At 71.5% G+C, this 16,807-nt stretch carries 14 protein-coding genes; 7 read left to right on the forward strand and 7 right to left on the reverse strand.

Annotated features, from left to right (window positions below):
• Positions 1–13 precede the first annotated feature (13 nt).
• Entirely contained in the window at positions 14–421 is a 408-nt protein-coding gene (locus tag IE231_RS08060) for a DUF3499 domain-containing protein (RefSeq protein WP_189693427.1), read from the reverse strand.
• Positions 422–558: 137 nt separating this feature from the next.
• Here IE231_RS08060 and IE231_RS08065 point away from each other — a divergent pair, with 137 nt between their 5' ends.
• The gene (locus IE231_RS08065) at positions 559–1,083 is read left to right on the forward strand and encodes a metallopeptidase family protein (RefSeq protein WP_229866584.1); all 525 of its coding nucleotides are present in this window, start codon (positions 559–561) and stop codon (positions 1,081–1,083) included.
• 76 nt (positions 1,084–1,159) lie between these two features.
• Here IE231_RS08065 and IE231_RS08070 read toward each other — a convergent pair whose 3' ends face one another.
• The 3 genes from IE231_RS08070 to IE231_RS18220 are packed head-to-tail and all read right to left on the reverse strand — an operon-like array spanning position 1,160 to position 7,159.
• Positions 1,160–2,929 (reverse strand): DUF5719 family protein, encoded by a 1,770-nt coding sequence (locus IE231_RS08070; RefSeq protein WP_189693428.1) that lies wholly within the window; start codon positions 2,927–2,929, stop codon positions 1,160–1,162.
• Positions 2,910–6,605, reverse strand: a complete 3,696-nt coding sequence (locus IE231_RS08075; protein ID WP_306341562.1) for a glycosyltransferase family 2 protein — start codon at positions 6,603–6,605, stop codon at positions 2,910–2,912. The genes IE231_RS08070 and IE231_RS08075 overlap by 20 nt, the downstream gene beginning before the upstream one ends.
• A complete protein-coding gene (locus IE231_RS18220) occupies positions 6,602–7,159 on the reverse strand; it encodes a WhiB family transcriptional regulator (RefSeq protein ID WP_229866586.1) in 558 nt (185 codons plus the stop codon). Before IE231_RS18220 ends, IE231_RS08075 begins: the two co-directional genes overlap by 4 nt.
• A 379-nt stretch (positions 7,160–7,538) precedes the next feature.
• Between IE231_RS18220 and IE231_RS08085 the strand changes: the two genes are divergently transcribed.
• Positions 7,539–8,309 (forward strand): TIGR03089 family protein, encoded by a 771-nt coding sequence (locus IE231_RS08085; RefSeq protein WP_189693429.1) that lies wholly within the window; start codon positions 7,539–7,541, stop codon positions 8,307–8,309.
• On the opposite strand, the gene IE231_RS08090 is transcribed toward IE231_RS08085, so the two are convergent.
• Entirely contained in the window at positions 8,306–8,902 is a 597-nt protein-coding gene (locus tag IE231_RS08090) for a GtrA family protein (RefSeq protein ID WP_189693430.1), read from the reverse strand. The genes IE231_RS08085 and IE231_RS08090 overlap by 4 nt on opposite strands.
• A gap of 169 nt (positions 8,903–9,071) precedes the next feature.
• On the opposite strand from IE231_RS08090, the gene IE231_RS08095 reads away from it, so the two are divergent.
• Genes IE231_RS08095 through manA form a run of 4 tightly spaced genes read left to right on the forward strand, consistent with a single transcriptional unit; the run spans position 9,072 to position 13,818 of the window.
• Complete coding sequence (locus IE231_RS08095) at positions 9,072–10,256, forward strand: 5-(carboxyamino)imidazole ribonucleotide synthase (RefSeq protein WP_189693431.1); 1,185 nt, start codon at positions 9,072–9,074, stop codon at positions 10,254–10,256.
• Positions 10,253–10,819 carry a 5-(carboxyamino)imidazole ribonucleotide mutase gene (gene purE, locus IE231_RS08100; protein WP_189693432.1) on the forward strand — a complete coding sequence of 189 codons (567 nt, stop codon included), beginning with the start codon at positions 10,253–10,255 and terminating at the stop codon, positions 10,817–10,819. Before IE231_RS08095 ends, purE begins: the two co-directional genes overlap by 4 nt.
• 36 nt (positions 10,820–10,855) lie before the next feature.
• On the forward strand, positions 10,856–12,505 hold the full coding sequence (locus IE231_RS08105; protein WP_189693433.1) for an LCP family protein: 1,650 nt from the start codon (positions 10,856–10,858) through the stop codon (positions 12,503–12,505).
• A 26-nt stretch (positions 12,506–12,531) separates the two neighbouring features.
• Positions 12,532–13,818 carry a mannose-6-phosphate isomerase, class I gene (gene manA / locus IE231_RS08110; protein WP_189693434.1) on the forward strand — a complete coding sequence of 429 codons (1,287 nt, stop codon included), beginning with the start codon at positions 12,532–12,534 and terminating at the stop codon, positions 13,816–13,818.
• A 34-nt stretch (positions 13,819–13,852) separates the two neighbouring features.
• Here manA and IE231_RS08115 read toward each other — a convergent pair whose 3' ends face one another.
• Both IE231_RS08115 and glpX read right to left on the reverse strand, forming a co-directional pair.
• Entirely contained in the window at positions 13,853–14,974 is a 1,122-nt protein-coding gene (locus tag IE231_RS08115) for a lipid II:glycine glycyltransferase FemX (RefSeq protein ID WP_189693435.1), read from the reverse strand.
• Between the two features lie 86 nt (positions 14,975–15,060).
• A complete protein-coding gene (gene glpX, locus IE231_RS08120; RefSeq protein WP_189693436.1) occupies positions 15,061–16,089 on the reverse strand; it encodes a class II fructose-bisphosphatase in 1,029 nt (342 codons plus the stop codon).
• A gap of 131 nt (positions 16,090–16,220) precedes the next feature.
• Between glpX and IE231_RS08125 the strand changes: the two genes are divergently transcribed.
• The gene (locus IE231_RS08125) at positions 16,221–16,799 is read left to right on the forward strand and encodes a DUF4245 domain-containing protein (RefSeq protein ID WP_189693437.1); all 579 of its coding nucleotides are present in this window, start codon (positions 16,221–16,223) and stop codon (positions 16,797–16,799) included.
• Positions 16,800–16,807: the final 8 nt, after the last annotated feature.

Raw genomic sequence — 16,807 nt, forward strand, 5'->3', positions numbered from 1 at the left:
TGGGGTCGGGCAGTCAGGACGGTTCGCGCAGAAGGCGCAGGTGGCGCCGCGGCGGCCCGTCGACGCCGGGCGGGGCCTCGAGGGGCGTGCGGGGACCGTCTCCGCGGTGCGTCGACGCGCTCGAGGAGGCACCGTCCTCGGGCGCTCCTCCCGACGACGGCTGATCGCGGACGGCCTCCGCGAGAGCAAGGAGGTCGTCCGGGTTGCGCGGGGGCGCGACCGGCATGGCGAGCCGGAGCACTTCCCATCCGCGGGGCACGGTGAGGCGGTCGGCGTGGGTGGCGCACAGGTCGTAGCTGTGCGGCTCGGCGTACGTGGCCAGGGGACCGAGGACAGCTGTCGACTCGGCGTAGACATACGTGAGCGTTGCCACCGCAGCCTGGCGGCACGCAGATCGTGAACAATGGCGTACTGGACCCACGGCACAGAACCCTACTCCCGCCCCCGCAGTCTGAGCCGCATTGACTGCGTCCTCGTGGCCGCGCCGCGCGCGGGCCAGCGCACTGCTCCAGCCCGCTGCAACTCGCACGGTGCCGGGTGACGAACTACAGTCGATGTATGCAGGACAGTCGGTTCACGGGGGCGCCGCTCGGCTCGGACGGCCACTCCCTGAGCATCCGCCCCGTCCCCCCCGAGGGCGAGCCGGGCGCGGGGCGGCGCAGATCGTTCCGGGAGCGCCGGCGGAACCGTCACGGACGGGGCCTGCGAGGGGAGCTCCTGCCTTCGGTCCTGCCCGCGAGCCGCACACGGGCCGAACGGTTCGAGGACTGGGTGTTCGACGCCGCGGACCGGCTGCAGGACCTCAACGGAAGCAAGCTCGACGGCGTCGAGTACGCGGTCGAGGAGATTCCGCCGGGACTCGAGCAGATGCTCCGCGACGGCGGCACCCCGCCGCAGGGGCAGTACACGCCCGGCGGCCCAGGGCGAGCGCCTCGCATCACGGTGTACCGGAGGGTCGTGGAGACCGGCGCCGGATCCCCGGGGGAGCTGCAGGACCTCGTCCATGACATCGTCGTGGAGTACACGGCGCTCATGCTGGGCGTGGCTCCCGAGAGTCTGGACCCGTACTACCGCGGGTACTAGCCGCCCGTGTCGCGGCCGGGAGTTCGAGCCGGCCGCCGGGAGGTCCAGCCGGCCGCCGGGAGTTCCAGGCAGCGACCTAGTAGTCCACTGTCACGGGCAGGCTCTGCGAGGCTGCGGCACCCGGCACGATGGTCGCCGAGGAGACGGCGTTCCCGTCGCCGTGTGTGAGCAGGGACCCATAGGCTGCGTCGCTCGAGGCTGAGAGGACGTACCCGGCGAGCGGAGCGCCGTCGACCGTGTCCGGTACGTCCAGCACAGCGGTGGTCCCTCCGCCCACATCCAGTGTCACGGGAGTGTGCATGGCTCCGTCCTCCGACACGGGAACGGCACGGATCTGGGCGCGCCCGTCCGGGACCCCGAGGACGATCTGCCGCGTGCCGCCTGATCCGACGGGGACGACCTGGCTGTCGCCGATCCTCTGCGATGCCGCGACGAGGGCGAAGTCCATCGGCCCGGAGGCGGAGAGGCCGCGCGGTGCGCGGGCGCTCGCCGTGAAGGAGACGTCTGCTGTCGCGGAGACGCTGTAGACGCCAGCCGGAAGGCCGGTGAGGGGAACCTCCGTGACGGCCCCGGCCTTCGCCGTCACCACGCCGCCGCCCGGAAGCTGCACGGCGCCGTTGCGCCCGTAGACGCGTAGCTGCACGACGGCGTCGGCCGCGCCCGGCACGGTGATCTGCACGGCAGGACGTGCATCCTCGAAGCCGCTCCGCGCGGCGAGGTCCTTCGACTGGCCGGGGTCCTGCAGCTCGATCCCCGCAACGGTCTGGCGGGTCGAGGGAGCCGAGGCGGCCGTGATGAGTTCGACGCCGCCGGCCGTCAAGCCGCGGAGCGTCGACTGCTGGATGGACGCTGCCACTGGACCGCCCGTGCTGCGCACGCGAACCGCGACGTTGGACTGACCTGGCATGTAGCCATTCAGGACGTACGACGCCGAGCTGCCGGGCTTGACGGTGAGGCCGCGGCTCGACGGGGGCGCCTGGGTGAGCGGTTTGTCGCCGAAGAACTGGAGATCGACGGTGGCGGGCGTCGTACTCGCGTTGGTGAGAGTGAGCACGGACGTGCGGCCGACCGTCGTTGCGGCCCCGGAGAGCCACTGGTCATTGGCCGGCGGCGCGCAGGTGGCAGTGGCCAAGCCCTGGAGATCGCCGTCCCGCGCCTCGAAGCGGGTCATCGCGCCCGAGGCCGCGGCGACCCCGGAGAGAGGCTTTGCCGTCAGGGCCGTGAGGGCGTCCACCGGCTGGCCGCTGACGACTGCGGCCCGCGGCTGCGCGACAGTTCCCGCGGGCACGCTGCCGCTCGGGAGCGCCTTCAGGGGCGGGGCGCCGAGCGGAGCGAGGGCGGCGTCCGGCAGCGTGCCCTGGGTGTCCGACAGGACGATCCCGCCGACGCTCGTCTGGGCGCTCTTGCTCGCGGGGCTGAACTGCGGGTCGCCTTCGACCGGGGTGCCCTCGAGAAGCCGTGCGGGACCGGGGCACACGCGGACGGAGTCGCCCGTGGGCACGCTCACGGACTGTGGGGAGCGCCCTGCGAGAGACGCCGGGGCCGGGATCCCGGAGGCTGCGACGGTGAGACCCGCGCCAGCCCCGGTGAGCACTACCCCGATGGCCGCAGCGACCACGATCCGGGTGCGGCGTCCGGGACTCCGCGCGGCGGAGGGCTTCGCGACCGAGGACTTTCCGGCCGATGGCTTCCCGGTGGCGGGCCCTGCCGCTGAGGGACGAGCCGCCGGAGTGCCTGTGGCAGATCGCGCCGCCTCAGCACTCTCTGCGTCCGGTGCCTGCCCGGCTGACGATCCCCCGTCCGGCGACTGCTCAGACGGCGACTTCTCAGACGTGGGCGTCGTCATGGGCTGGCTCCTCTCCATTGGCCCGGGCCGGCGTGTCTTCAGGACGAGGGGTCTCTGGCCCGTCTGCTCGGGATCGCCATCGCCTCGCGGCCCGGCGCCCGGTTCCTCCCTTTCGGTGCTCGCTGCCCTCGGGGGGCGTCGCGGCGCCGTCGCCGGGTTCGGCCTCGTGGGCGGCGACGTCGCCGCGGCCGGTCGTGCTGGACTCGTCGGCACGGACCTCACCCGCGCCCGTCTCTCCCCCGCCCGTCTCACCCGCCCGGGGCACGACGACGCTCGGCTCGGCGTCCCCCTCTGGGGCGCCTTCCCGGACGGGCTTCCTGCGCGACGCGCGCCGCGGCACCTTCTTGCCCTGCATATCCCTCCGCTGAGCCTCGGGCGCCAGGAAGGCGGCGCCTGCGCGGCTTCGGGAGCCGCCGCGACCAGTGGGACGGGCGGTCGCGGGAATCGCCATGAGAGCGGTCACCACGAGTGCCGCGATCGTCAGGGCGCCCAGCGGCAGTGCCGCCGCGTTCGTGTAGTGGACGTCCAGATGGCCGCCTCCAGGCGGAAGCTCGAAGGATTGGGCCCAGTCCTGAGACGTCGGCGCGAGCCGCGCACCGTCGAGGGTCGCCTCCCACCCCGGGTCGGTACGCTCGGCGAGCACGAGGCGACGACCCTCCGGGCCGGCGGGGATGTCGGCCGAGACGCTCTGGCTGCTTGAGGGAACGGGGGCGAGGGTCGCGCCTGCTGCGTCAACGATCCGCACCCGCTGGTCGATGGCGAAGCTGGCTCCCGTCCCGGCGGCCCTCGGCGTCACGCGCCACAGCCAGCCCGCGTCGGTGTGGCCGACGGCGACGAGCGAGGGGACACCATCGATCTGGCTCGCGGTGAGCTGGTCGGCAGCGCTCGTATCCACGAGGACCACGAATCCGACACCGAGCTGTTCGAGGTCCGCCCGCGGATCCACAGCAGCCCCGCCGCCGACGGTGGCGACCGCACGGCGCACCGCGACCCGTGCGGCGTCGTCCGCGGCCACCTGCTCGGCCCCGGGCTCGCCCTCGATGCGGCTCGCGGCAGCCACGGCGGAAAGCGAGTCGAGCGTGGTGCCGGAGCCGCGCATGACGCTCGCGCTGAACCCGCCGCCGTCCGTGGCGCGAAGCACGAGCGTGCGCGTCTGCTGGGCCCCCAGGCCTAGGTCCGAGGCCGTAGCGGGCAGGATGGACTCCCGGCCCGGACCCACGAGCAGGGCGGGGCCGAGGCCGCCCGATGCCTGCGGATGGGTGAGCCCCGTTGCCGCCCACTGCACGAGGACGCCTGCGGGTCCCGCGGCGGCGACCGCGGCAGCGAGCCCGAGGGCGGCCCCCGCCGTCCGCATAGCAGCGAGACGGCGGTTGCCGACCACGCCTGCGCGGAGGTCCGCAGCGCGGCGGAGCTCCAGGAGGCGGTCGACGGCGAGCACGGCGGCGGCGAGCAACGCGAGTCCCGCCGCAGCGAGGCTCGGACCGGCAAAGGGGGCGGCCAGAGTGTCGCCTGCCACCGCAGTGGGTACGCGGCTCACCGTCCATGCGTACGCCAGCCCGCCGATGCCGAGCAGCAGAAGCAGACGTGCGGCGGCTCCACGCCGACCGGTGAGCAGGACGGCGCCGGCCACGGCTGCCACCAGCACTGGAGCGCCTACGAGGATCGCGGCGATGAGGGACCACGGCACCCCGGCGGGCAGGAACGGCGCGGCGGTGAGGCCCCCCGCGGGATCGAACGCCACGGGCTGCCCGAGGACCAGCTGCCACGGTGACGCCGGGTCCGCGGGAAGGGGCATTCCCGGGTCGCCGATCCACGCCCGGAGGGCCCGCGGGGCAGAAACCCAGAGCGGGAGGAACAGGGCGATGCTGGGGACGAGCATCCACCACAGCGTCTTCGCCCGGCGGCGCAGGGCGAGCGTCAGGACGAGCACGACGGCGGCGGTGAGCGGCACAAGGGACGGTGCGCCAGCCGCTGCGCACGCCAGAGCGAGCCCTCCGGCGGCAGCGGCCGTCCAGGACGGCACTCCCCCAGAGCCGGGCCGGGGCTCATGATGGGCGAGGGCACCCCTGATCCTGGCCGCCCCCACCGCACGCAGCATCCCCACCGCGGCCCAGGGAAGCGCAGCGTGGGCGATCACCGAACCGAGCCGCCCCTGCGCGAGGGCGGTGATCAGGGACGGCGCGGCAGCGTAGACGAGCGCGGCCAGGAACCGTGGGACTCGACGAGCGGTCAGGTTCGCCGCGAAGACCCAGGCTCCGAGGGCCGCAACGGGGCTCGCGAGGACGAGGGCACCGGCCACAGCGCGGTTCGCGTCTCCCAGTCCGAAGAGCCCGAGCAGCCACAGGACGAGGTCGAAGGGGTCGCCGTGGCCCGCCTGTCCGGCGCCGAGCGCAACCCACCAGGCGGTCGCATGGCCGAAGATCGCCGAGAGGGTCGAGGAGACCGGGACGAGGCCGCCACCCACTGCGGCAGCCGCACCGAGGAGCGGTGCGAGCGCGACCAGGCCTGCTGCGAGCGCGAGACCGGCAGCAGCCACAGCGCCGGTTCCAGCCCAGCCGCGCGAGGCGACAGCGAGGGCCACGAAGTCGTGCTGGGAGTCGCCGGTGGGCTCACTCGGCCCCTCGGCGACACCGGTGCCGTCGCCCACGACGGCGTCGGGCTCCGCCACGGATTCGAGAAAGGCGCGCCGATGCGCCCATATCTCGGCCCGGGGCGTGACGAGCGGGGGAACCATGACCACGGACCGGGACACGGTCCGCGTCCGGGCAAGGGCGCGGCGGCCCGCGGCAAGCCGACGCGCTGAGGCGAGCGCTGCGAGGCTGGCCCCGAGCTTCGCGGCACCATGTGCAGGCTCCTTCACCACGATGCCGAGGGCACACTGCCAGAGGCCGCCCAGGAGGGCGCCGAGCACGTGGAACGGCAGCGTCCACCACGGCGCGTGCTTGAGACGGGAATAGACCTCGGCGCGCCGGGCCGCGAAGTGGGTGCCCGCCGCGTCCGGCCTGGAAGCGTGGAGGACGCGCGCGCCGGGGACCACGACGACGCGGTGCCCGGCGAGACGGGCCCGCCAGCAGAAATCCACGTCATCGCCTGTGGCGGGAAGCGCTGGGTCGAAGCCGTGCAGGTGGTCCCATACGTCCCGGCGCACGAGCATGCCGGCGGAGTTGACCGCGAAGACGTCGTCCCTGTGGTCGTACTGGCCCTGGTCCTGCTCTTCCGCGTCGATCAGCGTGAGCCGTTCACCCCAGCGGCTCACGGACAGGCCGACGTCGATCAGCCGCCCTGGCGCCTCGGCATCGAGCTGCTTGCATCCGGCGACGGCGACCTTCGGTGCCGCCTCGACCGCCTCGAGGAGGGCTGCGAGGGCGTCGGGAGCGGGCGCAGAGTCGTCGTGGAGCAGCCAGAGCCAGTCGGCGGGCTGGTCGTCGCCCAGCTGCTCGAGCCCCTGGGCAACAGCGCCGCCGAATCCGCCGGGTGCGCGGACCACGGCGACGTGATCCGGTCCGAGGGCACTCCGCAGGAGCTCGGCGCTGTCGTCCCGGGACCCGGTGTCCACGCCCAGCACGGCGTCAACCGGGCGGGTCTGGTCCGCGAGGGCGGCGAGGGTCGAGGACAGGTAGGCACCGCCGTCGTGGGCCACGACGACCGCGGTGACGCGTACGGCGTCCAGGATCAGACCGCCCGCTTCCTCAGGCGGCGGCGCTCGCGTTCCGAGAGGCCGCCCCAGATGCCGAACCGCTCGTCGTTGGCGAGCGCGTATTCGAGGCACTGCGCCCGCACCGTGCAGGACCCGCAGACCTTCTTCGCATCGCGCGTGGAGCCGCCCTTCTCTGGGAAGAATGCCTCGGGGTCGGTCTGGGCGCACAGCGCCTCGGCCTGCCAGGCGAGTTCGCCCTCCTCCGGTTCACCCGGCTGGGAGAGGCCGATCAGGATCGGCTTGGGCGCATGCAGTGCCGGGTTCGCGAGCAGAGCCAAGGCCCGTTCGATGGCCTCGTCGGTCGGCTCGTCGTCGGGGGCGTCGTCGAGATCCTCGGAGTCCGCCTCCTGGGCCGCGAGGAAGGCGGTTGCGGCCTCCTCGAGAGCTTCCGCGGACTGCGATCTGTAGCGCTCCTGCGCGTCAGGGTCCGCAGGGTCGACATACCAGTCGGACGGGATCCCCCTCGACCGGTGCCGTGCCGACGTCCGCTCCGCGACCGCCGACTCATACTGGATACGCTCCGCCTGTCCCACGGTGCTCCTCCTCGGGTCGTGTACTGCGCGGCGAGCCGCGGAGTCCAGCGCCAGGAAGAAATCCCGGTGCCGGTTCCCCTCGGCTATGCGATGATCTGTTATCGAAGCCGCCGGCGCAGTTACTGTCCAGTCCTAATTACATGCTTGTAAGACGGCGGGAGTCAAGCGGCAGCGGCGGATTCTAGCCATTTCAGGTACTTCCGCTCGCGGACGACACGCCCGGCCGCGTGGGGAATCGCGGTGTCCCGAACCGCCTTGCTGTCACCCTCATCTGCGGGACGAGAACCCAGTCATCGGAGAGTCGTGACGCGAGGCGGCGGACGAACTGGCCGACGGCTCTTCGGCGCGCCGAACCCGTCACCGCGGGCAGAATGGGCACATGCTCTCGACGATCCCCGATCTCCTGCACGAGCTGCGCAGCGGCCAGCACTCTTCGTCTCCCCGCCTCACGTGGTACGGCCCAGGCGGCGAGCGCATCGAGCTCTCCGGCCGCGTCCTGGACAACTGGGTGGCGAAGACCTCGAATTTCCTGTCCGAGGAGCTCGATGCCGAGCGGGGCACCCGCATCCGGCTCGCGCTGCCCGCCCATTGGAAATCGGCCGTGGTCGCCCTGGCGGCGTGGCAGGTCGGAGCGGTGCTGCTGGAGGGAGAGGCGGACGCCGCCACCGACGCGGACATCACCTTCTGGGGACCGGGCACCGACGACGGCGGGACCACCGGCGGCGAGCAGGTCGCCGTCGCGCTCGGCGCGCTCGAGCTCGCCTATCCGGGGCAGCTGCCCGCGGGCACCTACGACTACGCGGCGCTCGTGCGCCAGTTCGCGGACTCCTACGAGCCGTTCGACCCGCCGGAACCCAGCGATGCAGCGCTCGGCTCCGGGCCCCGCACGCTCACGCAGGCGGCACTGCTGGAGGAGTTCGCCGTGGCGGCCGGTGCCGGAGAGCGGATCCTCGTGAGCGCCCGGGAGGGGCTCCTGGGAGTGCTGGCCCGCCTGCTGGGCGCCTGGGGCGCCGGAGGTTCAGCGGTGCTGCTGCACGAGGAGGCCGAGGACAGCCCGCGGCTCCGGGCGGCGGAGAAGGTCACCGCTGGAGACGGCGCGGCACGGAACGGATCTGCCGGGACGGGAACCGCGCCTGAGGAAAGGGACTAGGGCTCCCGGGGCGCCTCTGCGTTGAGCTTGCCGCGCTCGTCGGGAACGGCTGCGCGGCCCGCGCGGGCAGCGTGCTCCGAGGCCGCCTCGTGCTCATGCTCGTGCTCGTGCTCGAAGATCTCGTGGTCTTCCTCGTACCCGGGCTCCGAGTCGAGCTCCTGGTTGAAGACCCAGAACCGGTAGGCGAAGAAGCGCACCACCGTGGCCACCACAATGCCCACAACGCCGGCCAGGAACAGGACGTTCTTGTCCTGCACATTGAGCCAGTACTTCGCGATCGCTGTGAATCCGGTGGAGATGCCGATGCCGATGCCGTTGATGACGGCGAACATCACGAACTCGCGGACCAGATTGGCCTGCTTGCGGTGCCGGAAGGTCCAGTAGCGGTTCGCCACCCACGAGAAGATCGTGGCGACCGTAGCGCCGACGAAGCGTGCCTTGGCCTCGGCGTCCGACATGGCGGTGTGCATCAGCAGGAAGGTCAGGCCGTTGTCGATGACGAACGCCACACCGCCGACCGTCCCGAACTTGGCCACCTCACGCCAGAAGAGCGAGACGAGACCGCGCAGGCGGTCGGAGACTGTCGAGATCATGATCCTCCACGGGCTACTGTTCCGGCCCCGCTGGACGAGCGGGGCCTGCCGGTTCTGGGCAGCCGCCACGCGCTGGAGCACAGTGCATTCTACCGCCGGCGGCTGAGGGCCAGCTGTGCTGGGCCCGTCCGTCCGGACCGTCGCCTCCGGCATTCTGTAGGCTGTGGGGGTGAGTTTTCCTGTGATCGGAGTGGTCGGAGGCGGCCAGCTGGCGCGCATGATGGCCCCCGCTGCCACGGCCCTCGGCCTTGAACTTCGAGTCCTCGCAGAGGCTGAAGACGTCTCTGCCGTGCCCGCTGTCCCCCAGGCGCCTGTCGGCGACTACCGCAGCCTGGACGACCTGCGGGCCTTCGCGGCGGGCGTCGATGTGCTGACGTTCGACCACGAGCACGTCCCGACGGAGCACCTCCTGACCCTGATGGCGGAGGGCGTCAACGTCCAGCCTGGCCCTGAGGCCCTCGTCCACGCCCAGGACAAGCTGCGGATGCGCTCGGCTGTGGACGAGATGGGGCTGCCGAACCCGCGGTGGCGCGCTGTCCACCACGTCCAGGAGCTCATCGACTTCGGCGCCGAGATCGGCTGGCCGGTTGTACTCAAGACTCCGCGGGGGGGCTATGACGGCAAGGGCGTGCGCGTGCTCCGGTCCCCGGGCGAGGCCCAGGACTGTGACGACTGGTTCGGCACGATGTCCCCCCTGCTGGCCGAGGAGATGGTCCCCTTTTCCCGCGAGCTCTCTGCTCTGGTCGCCCGGACCCCGAGCGGCGAGGCGCGAGCATGGCCCGTGGTGCACACCATCCAGGTTGCGGGAGTCTGCGACGAGGTGATCGCCCCGGCTCCCGAGCTCGACCCTGCCGTGGCCCAAGCCGCCCAGGACGCCGCGCTGCGCATTGCCGAGACGCTCGGCGTGACCGGAGTCATGGCTGCTGAACTCTTTGAGACGCCCGGCCGCGGCCCCGGCTTCCTCATCAACGAGCTCGCGATGCGCCCTCACAACACGGGGCACTGGACGCAGGACGGGTGCGTGACGAGCCAGTTCGAGCAGCATCTGCGCGCCGTCCTGGACCTCCCGCTCGGCGCGACCGACGTGCTCGGCACGTGGGCGGTCATGAAGAACTATCTGGGCGGGGCCAACCAGGACCTCTACAGCGCCTTCCCCGCCGCTCTCGCGGCCGAGCCCTCGGCGAAGGTCCACGCCTACGGCAAGTCCGTGCGTCCGGGCCGCAAGATCGGCCATGTCAACATCGTGGGCGGACTCGGTTCAGACCCCGCGTCGCTGCGGGAACGGGCTTCGCGCGTCGCCAGCATCGTGCGCGACGGAGCAGCAGCCGCCGGCGAGACCCAGGAGAAGCCATGAGCACCACGTCCTCTGCCGTCACCCCCCTCGTGGGCATCGTCATGGGCTCGGACTCCGACTGGCCGGTCATGGAAGCCGCCGCCGAGGCCCTCGCAGAATTCGGCGTGCCGTTCGAGGCCGACGTCGTCTCTGCCCACCGCATGCCCGAGGAGATGATCGCCTACGGCAAAGAGGCCCGGGGGCGCGGCCTTCGCGCCATCATCGCCGGGGCGGGCGGCGCCGCCCATCTCCCCGGCATGCTCGCCTCTGTCACGACCCTGCCGGTCATCGGGGTGCCTGTGCCCCTGAAGACCCTCGACGGAATGGACTCGCTGCTCTCGATCGTCCAGATGCCGGCCGGAGTCCCCGTCGCGACCGTGTCCATCGGCGGGGCGCGCAATGCCGGACTCCTCGCCGTCCGTATGCTGGCCTCGGCCGGTGATGACCTCGGCCAGCGGCTGTCCGCACGTCTGGACGGCTTCGCATCTGAGCTGAAGGCGACCGCCGCCCGCAAGGGCGAGGCGCTCCGGGCGAAGGCGGCCGAGGTCTTCTCGGCCGAGCACGTCGACCAGCGCCCTGCGTGACTGGCCCGCTCTCAGGCTCCGCTGACAAGGAGGACCATGGCCCTGCATGCCCCGCAGCGCAGCTATCAGACCGACCCCATCCGTCACCCTGAAGGTGCCCCCCCGACGGTGCGCACCAAGCGGGCGTTCACGCTCCTGGTCCTGACGCTGCTCGTGCCCGGCGCGGCGCAGCTCATCGCAGGGAACCGCCGGCTCGCCCGCCGCGCCCTCGCGGTGACCGTGACGGTCTGGGTCCTCGCGCTCCTGCTCCTCGTCGTCGGGCTCATCAACCGCGGCGCCATCCTGACGGTCTTCACCCATCCGGTGATCTCCCTCGTGCTGATAGTGGCGCTCGTGGTGCTCGCGCTGGCCTGGGCCCTGCTGTTCCTCAATACCCTCAGGCTCATCCGGGTACCGCTCCTGGCCCCCGGGATGCGGCCCCTCGTGGTCCTCGCGCTCGTGCTGGCGATGGTCCTCTCAAGCGGCGGCCTCGGCTACGCCGCCTACCTCATCGGCGTCAGCCGCGGCGCGATCGGCACCATCTTCGCCGGAGGCCCGGCGATCCAGCCCGTGGACGGCCGCTACAACTTCATGGTCATGGGAGGGGACGCGGGCGCCGACCGTGTGGGACGTCGCCCGGACAGCCTCTCGATCATCAGCGTGGACGCGAAGACCGGTCGCACGGCGCTCATCTCCATCCCGCGCAACCTCCAGAACGCCCAGTTCTCCGCCGACTCGCCGATGCGGAAGGTCTACCCGGACGGGTACAACTGCGGAAACGACTGCCTCATCAACGCCATCAACACCGAGGTCAACCAGAAGTACACGAACCTCTATCCCGGCGTTGACGACCCCGGCGCCCAGGCGACCCTCGAGGCCGCTTCAGGCACGCTCGGCATCAAGGTCCAGGCCTACGTGGTGGTGGACATGGCCGGCTTCCAGCAGCTCATCGACGCTATGGGGGGGATCCGCGTCAAGGCGGGCGGCTGGGTGCCCATGAGCGGCGCTGCGCTCGACGACAACGGCGACCACGCCCAGCCCGTGGGCTGGATCGCCCCGGGCGAGCAGACGCTCGACGGCTTCCACGCACTCTGGTACGGCCGCAGCCGCGAATTCGCGAGCGACTACGACCGCATTGCGCGGCAGCAGTGCATCCAGCAGGCCATGATCAACCAGCTCAACCCGGCCACGCTCCTGAGCAAGTTCCAGGACATCGCCAATGCCGGGACGAAGGTGGTGGAGTCGAACATCTCCTCCTCCCAGCTCGGCAGCTTCGTGGACCTCGCCCTCAAGGGGAAGAGCCAGCCCACCACTCGTCTGGTGATCGGGCCGCCCGACTTCGACGCTTCCTTCCCGACCTACCCGGACTTCGACGCAATCCATGCCAAGGTCAAGTCCGTCCTCGCAGAGGCCACGGGGTCCGCCTCCGACTCGCCGTCGCCGAAGGCGCTCGGAAGCACGACGACGGCAGCCTCCTCGGGTGTGGGCCTCGCCGGAGCCGGGCGAGCCGGTCTCGCGGTGCCGGGCACGCTCCCAGTGGGTGCGACCGCGGGCGTGGGCCAGAGGGCCCCATTGGGCCAGTACAACGACATCGGTCCAGACGGCGTCAAGGTCACGGCGGATCGTCTCGACTACCTCTTCCGTACGGGCCAGAACGACATCCTGAACGAGATCATGGCGGGCAACGGCGAATGCACCCCCGGGTGACGGTTCAGAGACGCTGAAAGGATCGCATGTACCTGCTGACCAACACCCTGCGCGACTATGCCTGGGGCTCCACGACGGCGATGGCCGATCTGCTCGGCCATGAGCCGAGCGGGCGGCCCGAGGCGGAGCTCTGGATCGGCGCCCATCCCGACGCACCCTCCCGGCCGGCTGACGCACGCGAGGGCGAGACGCTCGGCACCCTCATCGCCTCGGACCCGGTCGCGGCGCTCGGCGAGGAGAGCGTCGAGGCGTTCGGACCCCGCTTGCCCTACCTGCTCAAGGTCCTCGCCGCGGCGTCACCGCTGTCCCTCCAGGTCCACCCGAAGCTCGAGGCGGCCAAGGTCGGCTTCGCCGCGGAGGAGGCCGCCGGCGTCGACCGCTCTGCGCCGCACCGGAACTACAAGGACGACAACCACAAGCCCGAGATGATCCTCGCGCTCACCCCGTTCGAGGCGCTGTCCGGCTTCCGGGATCCCGGGGAGTCCGCGGCGCTGTTCGAAAGGCTCACGGCCCTCCTGGCCGGGTCCGCGGCTGCGAAGGTCACAGAGCAGGTGGCCGAGCTCCTTCGCGGACCTGACACCGCGGGGGCCCTCAAGGCTGCGTTCGCGCGGCTCCTCAACGGAGGCTCGGACGTGCGGGCTGCCGTGGACGCGGCAGCTGCAGCCGCATCCGCGGGACCGGCGGCCGAGAATCCAGCGCTTACCACGGTCGCCGAGCTCGCGGCGGCGTATCCCTCGGACCCTGGTGTGCTCATCTCGCTCATGCTGAACCGCGTGAGCCTGGCCCCCGGTGAGGCGATGTACCTTCCGGCGGGCAATGTGCACGCCTACCTCGAGGGCCTGGGCATCGAGGTCATGGCGTCCTCCGACAACGTACTGCGCGGCGGCCTCACGCCGAAGCACGTGGACATCCCCGAGCTCCTCCGCACCGTGGTCTTCGAGGCCACGGGGGTCCCGCTGCTCCGGGCGCAGGAGTCGGAGCTTGGCCAGGAGCTCTTCTGCCCGCCGTTCGGCGAGTTCCAGCTCCAGCGCATCGAGATGGCCCCCGTGGGCCGCGGAGAATCGGGCGACGGCGCGTCCGAGGGCGGCCTGCTGCGGCAGCCGGTGCCCATCGCCCAGGCCGGGGCAGTCGTCGTGCTCGTGCTGAAGGGCTCCCTCACGCTCGACACGCCCAAGGGCGACCTCGTGCTCGCCAGGGGCGGGAGTGCGTTCATCCCGGACGCCGAGGCGCCCGCACTCGCGCACGTCGGGCCGGACGGCGTCCTCGCCTTCGCGGTCACGACCGGGCTCGCGTCCCGCTCGCAGCTGGGCTGAGTCTCAAGCCCAGCTGGCTGAGCGGTCGCCTTGGCTAGCGCCGGACCAGGCGCTTCGCCTTGTCCGAGACCACCGCCAGCTGGCGGCGTGCCCCCGCGACCGCGCCCTTGGCCGCCCGCCTCCCCTGCTGGAGGGCCCGCCGGGCGATCGGCATGCCGGTCGCGTACACGGGGTAGAGCGGCGAGAGTGGGAGCTCCCACGTCCCCGTGAGCGTGTCCTCATGCTGGGCGAACTGCTTCTTGAAGTCGGAGATGCCGTCGTTGAGCAGGCCGTTGAGGTCGTAGCGCGTGCATCCGGCTGCCTTCATCGCTGTGAAGGCAGCCCACTTCACACCGTAGTTCGCGCGGGCCTTCTGCCCCGCGGCGTTCACTCCTCCGTAGAGCTCGAACGCGGTCCCCGCGCTCTTGGCGATCCAGACGAAGGCGACCACCGTGTCTCCGTCGAAGGCTGCCACAATCGGGGATGCGGCTCCCAGATACCGCCAGATGTCGCGATAGTAGGCGTCCTCGTGGATGCCGAAGCCGGCCCGGGCCGCCGTCTCACGGTAGATGGACAGGACCTGCTCGAGCTCGTCCTCAGTGGCAACCGTGCGGAACTCGAGGGTTCCCTTGAGGTTCTTCCGGACATTGGAACGGGTCGTGCGCGACATCGCGGCCATGAGCTCGTCCTCCGTCTGGGTGAGGTCGAGGATGAGCGTGCGCGGAATGAGGATCGTCGAGTCGGTGCGCCTGAACCCGGACGCTGCCAGTGCCCGCTCACCGGCCGAGCCTTCCTCCCAGTCAGGTTCGGCCACGAGCGCCACAGGCCCATGGGCCGCGCGGACGGTCGCAGCGACGGCGGTGAGCACTCTGCCCGCGTCCTCCGGAGCGCACGCGGGCCCGCGGGAGAGGTAGGCGAGGGACTTGAGCGGCCAGGGAAGTGCCCGGTAGAGCACCTGGGCGACGCCGACTGCGGCCGCCGCACCGGCGGCGTCGTGCGCCGGATCCTCCACGACGAGGCGCTCCACCCGCCAGTGGTGCTCCGCCTTCACCTGGCCCCAGCCCCACAGCTGCAGCGGATGCCCCCCGAACCGGTCCACGAGTGCGTCCCACTCCTCGCGGTCGCGGCACTCTCGGACGGTCGGCGCTGTCGCAGCAGTCTGGGTCTCGGGGCTCATGATCCTCCGGGGTCGGGTGGCAGGGGCGGTCGCTCAGACAGCGCTGGGGCGCGGCGTCGGCGGCCGCGCCCCAGTCTAGCCGCGGCTCAGGCCTTGCGGGCCCAGCTCTCCCACTTGCTCGCGTGGTGCTCGGCGTCCACGAAGCGCACGGTCCCGGACTTCGAGCGCATCACGATCGACTGGGTCCGGACCCGGTCCTTCCGATAGCGGACGCCGCGCAGCAGGTCGCCGTCCGTGATGCCCGTGGCCGCGAAGTAGCAGTTGTCGCTCGTGACGAGGTCATTGGTGGTCAGGACGCGGTCGAGGTCGTGCCCTGCGTCGAGCGCCTTCTGCTTCTCCTCGTCGCTCGTGGGCCAGAGGCGGCCCTGGATCACGCCGCCGAGCGCCTTGATGGCGCAGGCCGAGACGATGCCCTCGGGCGTCCCGCCGATGCCCATCAGCGCGTCCACTCCGGTGCCCTCGCGCGCTGCGGCGATCGCGCCGGCCACGTCGCCGTCCATGATGAACTTGGTCCGGGCTCCGGCGGCGCGGATCTCCTCGACGAGCGGCTTGTGGCGGTCGCGGTCCAGGACGCAGACGTTGATCTGGTTGACCTTCACCCCCTTGGCCTTGGCGATGAGGTGGAGGTTCTGCTTGACCGGGAGGCGCAGGTCCACGAGATCGGCGGCCTCCGGGCCGGTGACGAGCTTCTCCATGTAGAAGACGGCGGACGGGTCGAACATCGTGCCGCGCTCGGCGACCGCGAGGACCGCCAGCGCATTGTTGATGCCCATGGCCGTGAGGCGGGTGCCGTCGATGGGGTCGACCGCGACGTCCACCTCGGGTCCGGTCCCGTCGCCCACACGCTCCCCGTTGAAGAGCATCGGGGCCTCGTCCTTCTCGCCCTCGCCAATGACCACGACGCCGTTGAAATGGACTGTCTGGAGGAAGGAGCGCATCGCGTCGACGGCCGCGCCGTCGGCCTTGTTCTTGTCGCCGAAGCCGACCCAGTGGCCTCCCGCGATCGCGGCTGCCTCGGTGACCCGGACGAGCTCGAGAGCAAGGTTCCGGTCGGGCTCGTCGGCTCCCACGTGGAGCGAGCTGGACAGGGTCGAGTACTGGGTGTCTTCGGACACTTGGACCTCTTCTTCGAGCGGATTCTTAGAGCGGGTGGTTGCCTTCATCCTAGTCTTTCCGGGATCGCGCCATGGAGACGATGACGCGGGCCCCGTTCGCACTCGCGCCCAGCATGCGGGACCATGGATAGGTGAGCAACACCGAGCAGGCCCCCGTCAAGCCCGTCCTGACCCCCGCAGCCGCCAAGCGAGCGAACGCCTCGGTGATCGGCATGATCATGGCCCTGCTCGTGAGCGTCCTGGCGATCGTGCCCGTGGTACTGCTCAACGCCGGGCAGAAGACAGACCCCTACCGGCCGAGCGTGGACGTGGCCTCCGTCGCGGTGAACGCCAAGGACGTTGCCGGCTTCGCGCCGGTGGCGCCCCAGCTGCCGGCCGGCTACTCCCCCAACTACGCCCGCTGGGTGGCCGGCGCCTCCGATGGGGTCGCGCACTGGGACATCGGCTACCTGACGCCCCAGCAGAAATTCATCTCGGTGGTCCAGACCGCCTCGGCGAACCCCACGTGGCTCGCCGAGCAGGTCAAGAAGGCGCCGACCACAGGTACCCGGACCGTCGCAGGAGTGGACTGGACGCTCTACGACAAGCCCGGCGTTGAGAAGAGCCTCGTGGCCACGGTCGGGCGCACCACGGTAGTGCTGAGCGGGTCTGCGGGGTTCGACGAGTTCGATACCGTCGCCGCCGCCGTCGTGGCCGCGCCCCGGAGCTGAACGCGTCA

Origin of the sequence: Sinomonas cellulolyticus, from assembly GCF_014656475.1 — a bacterium.
In the GTDB taxonomy this organism is placed as follows: Bacteria; Actinomycetota; Actinomycetes; order Actinomycetales; family Micrococcaceae; genus Sinomonas; species Sinomonas cellulolyticus.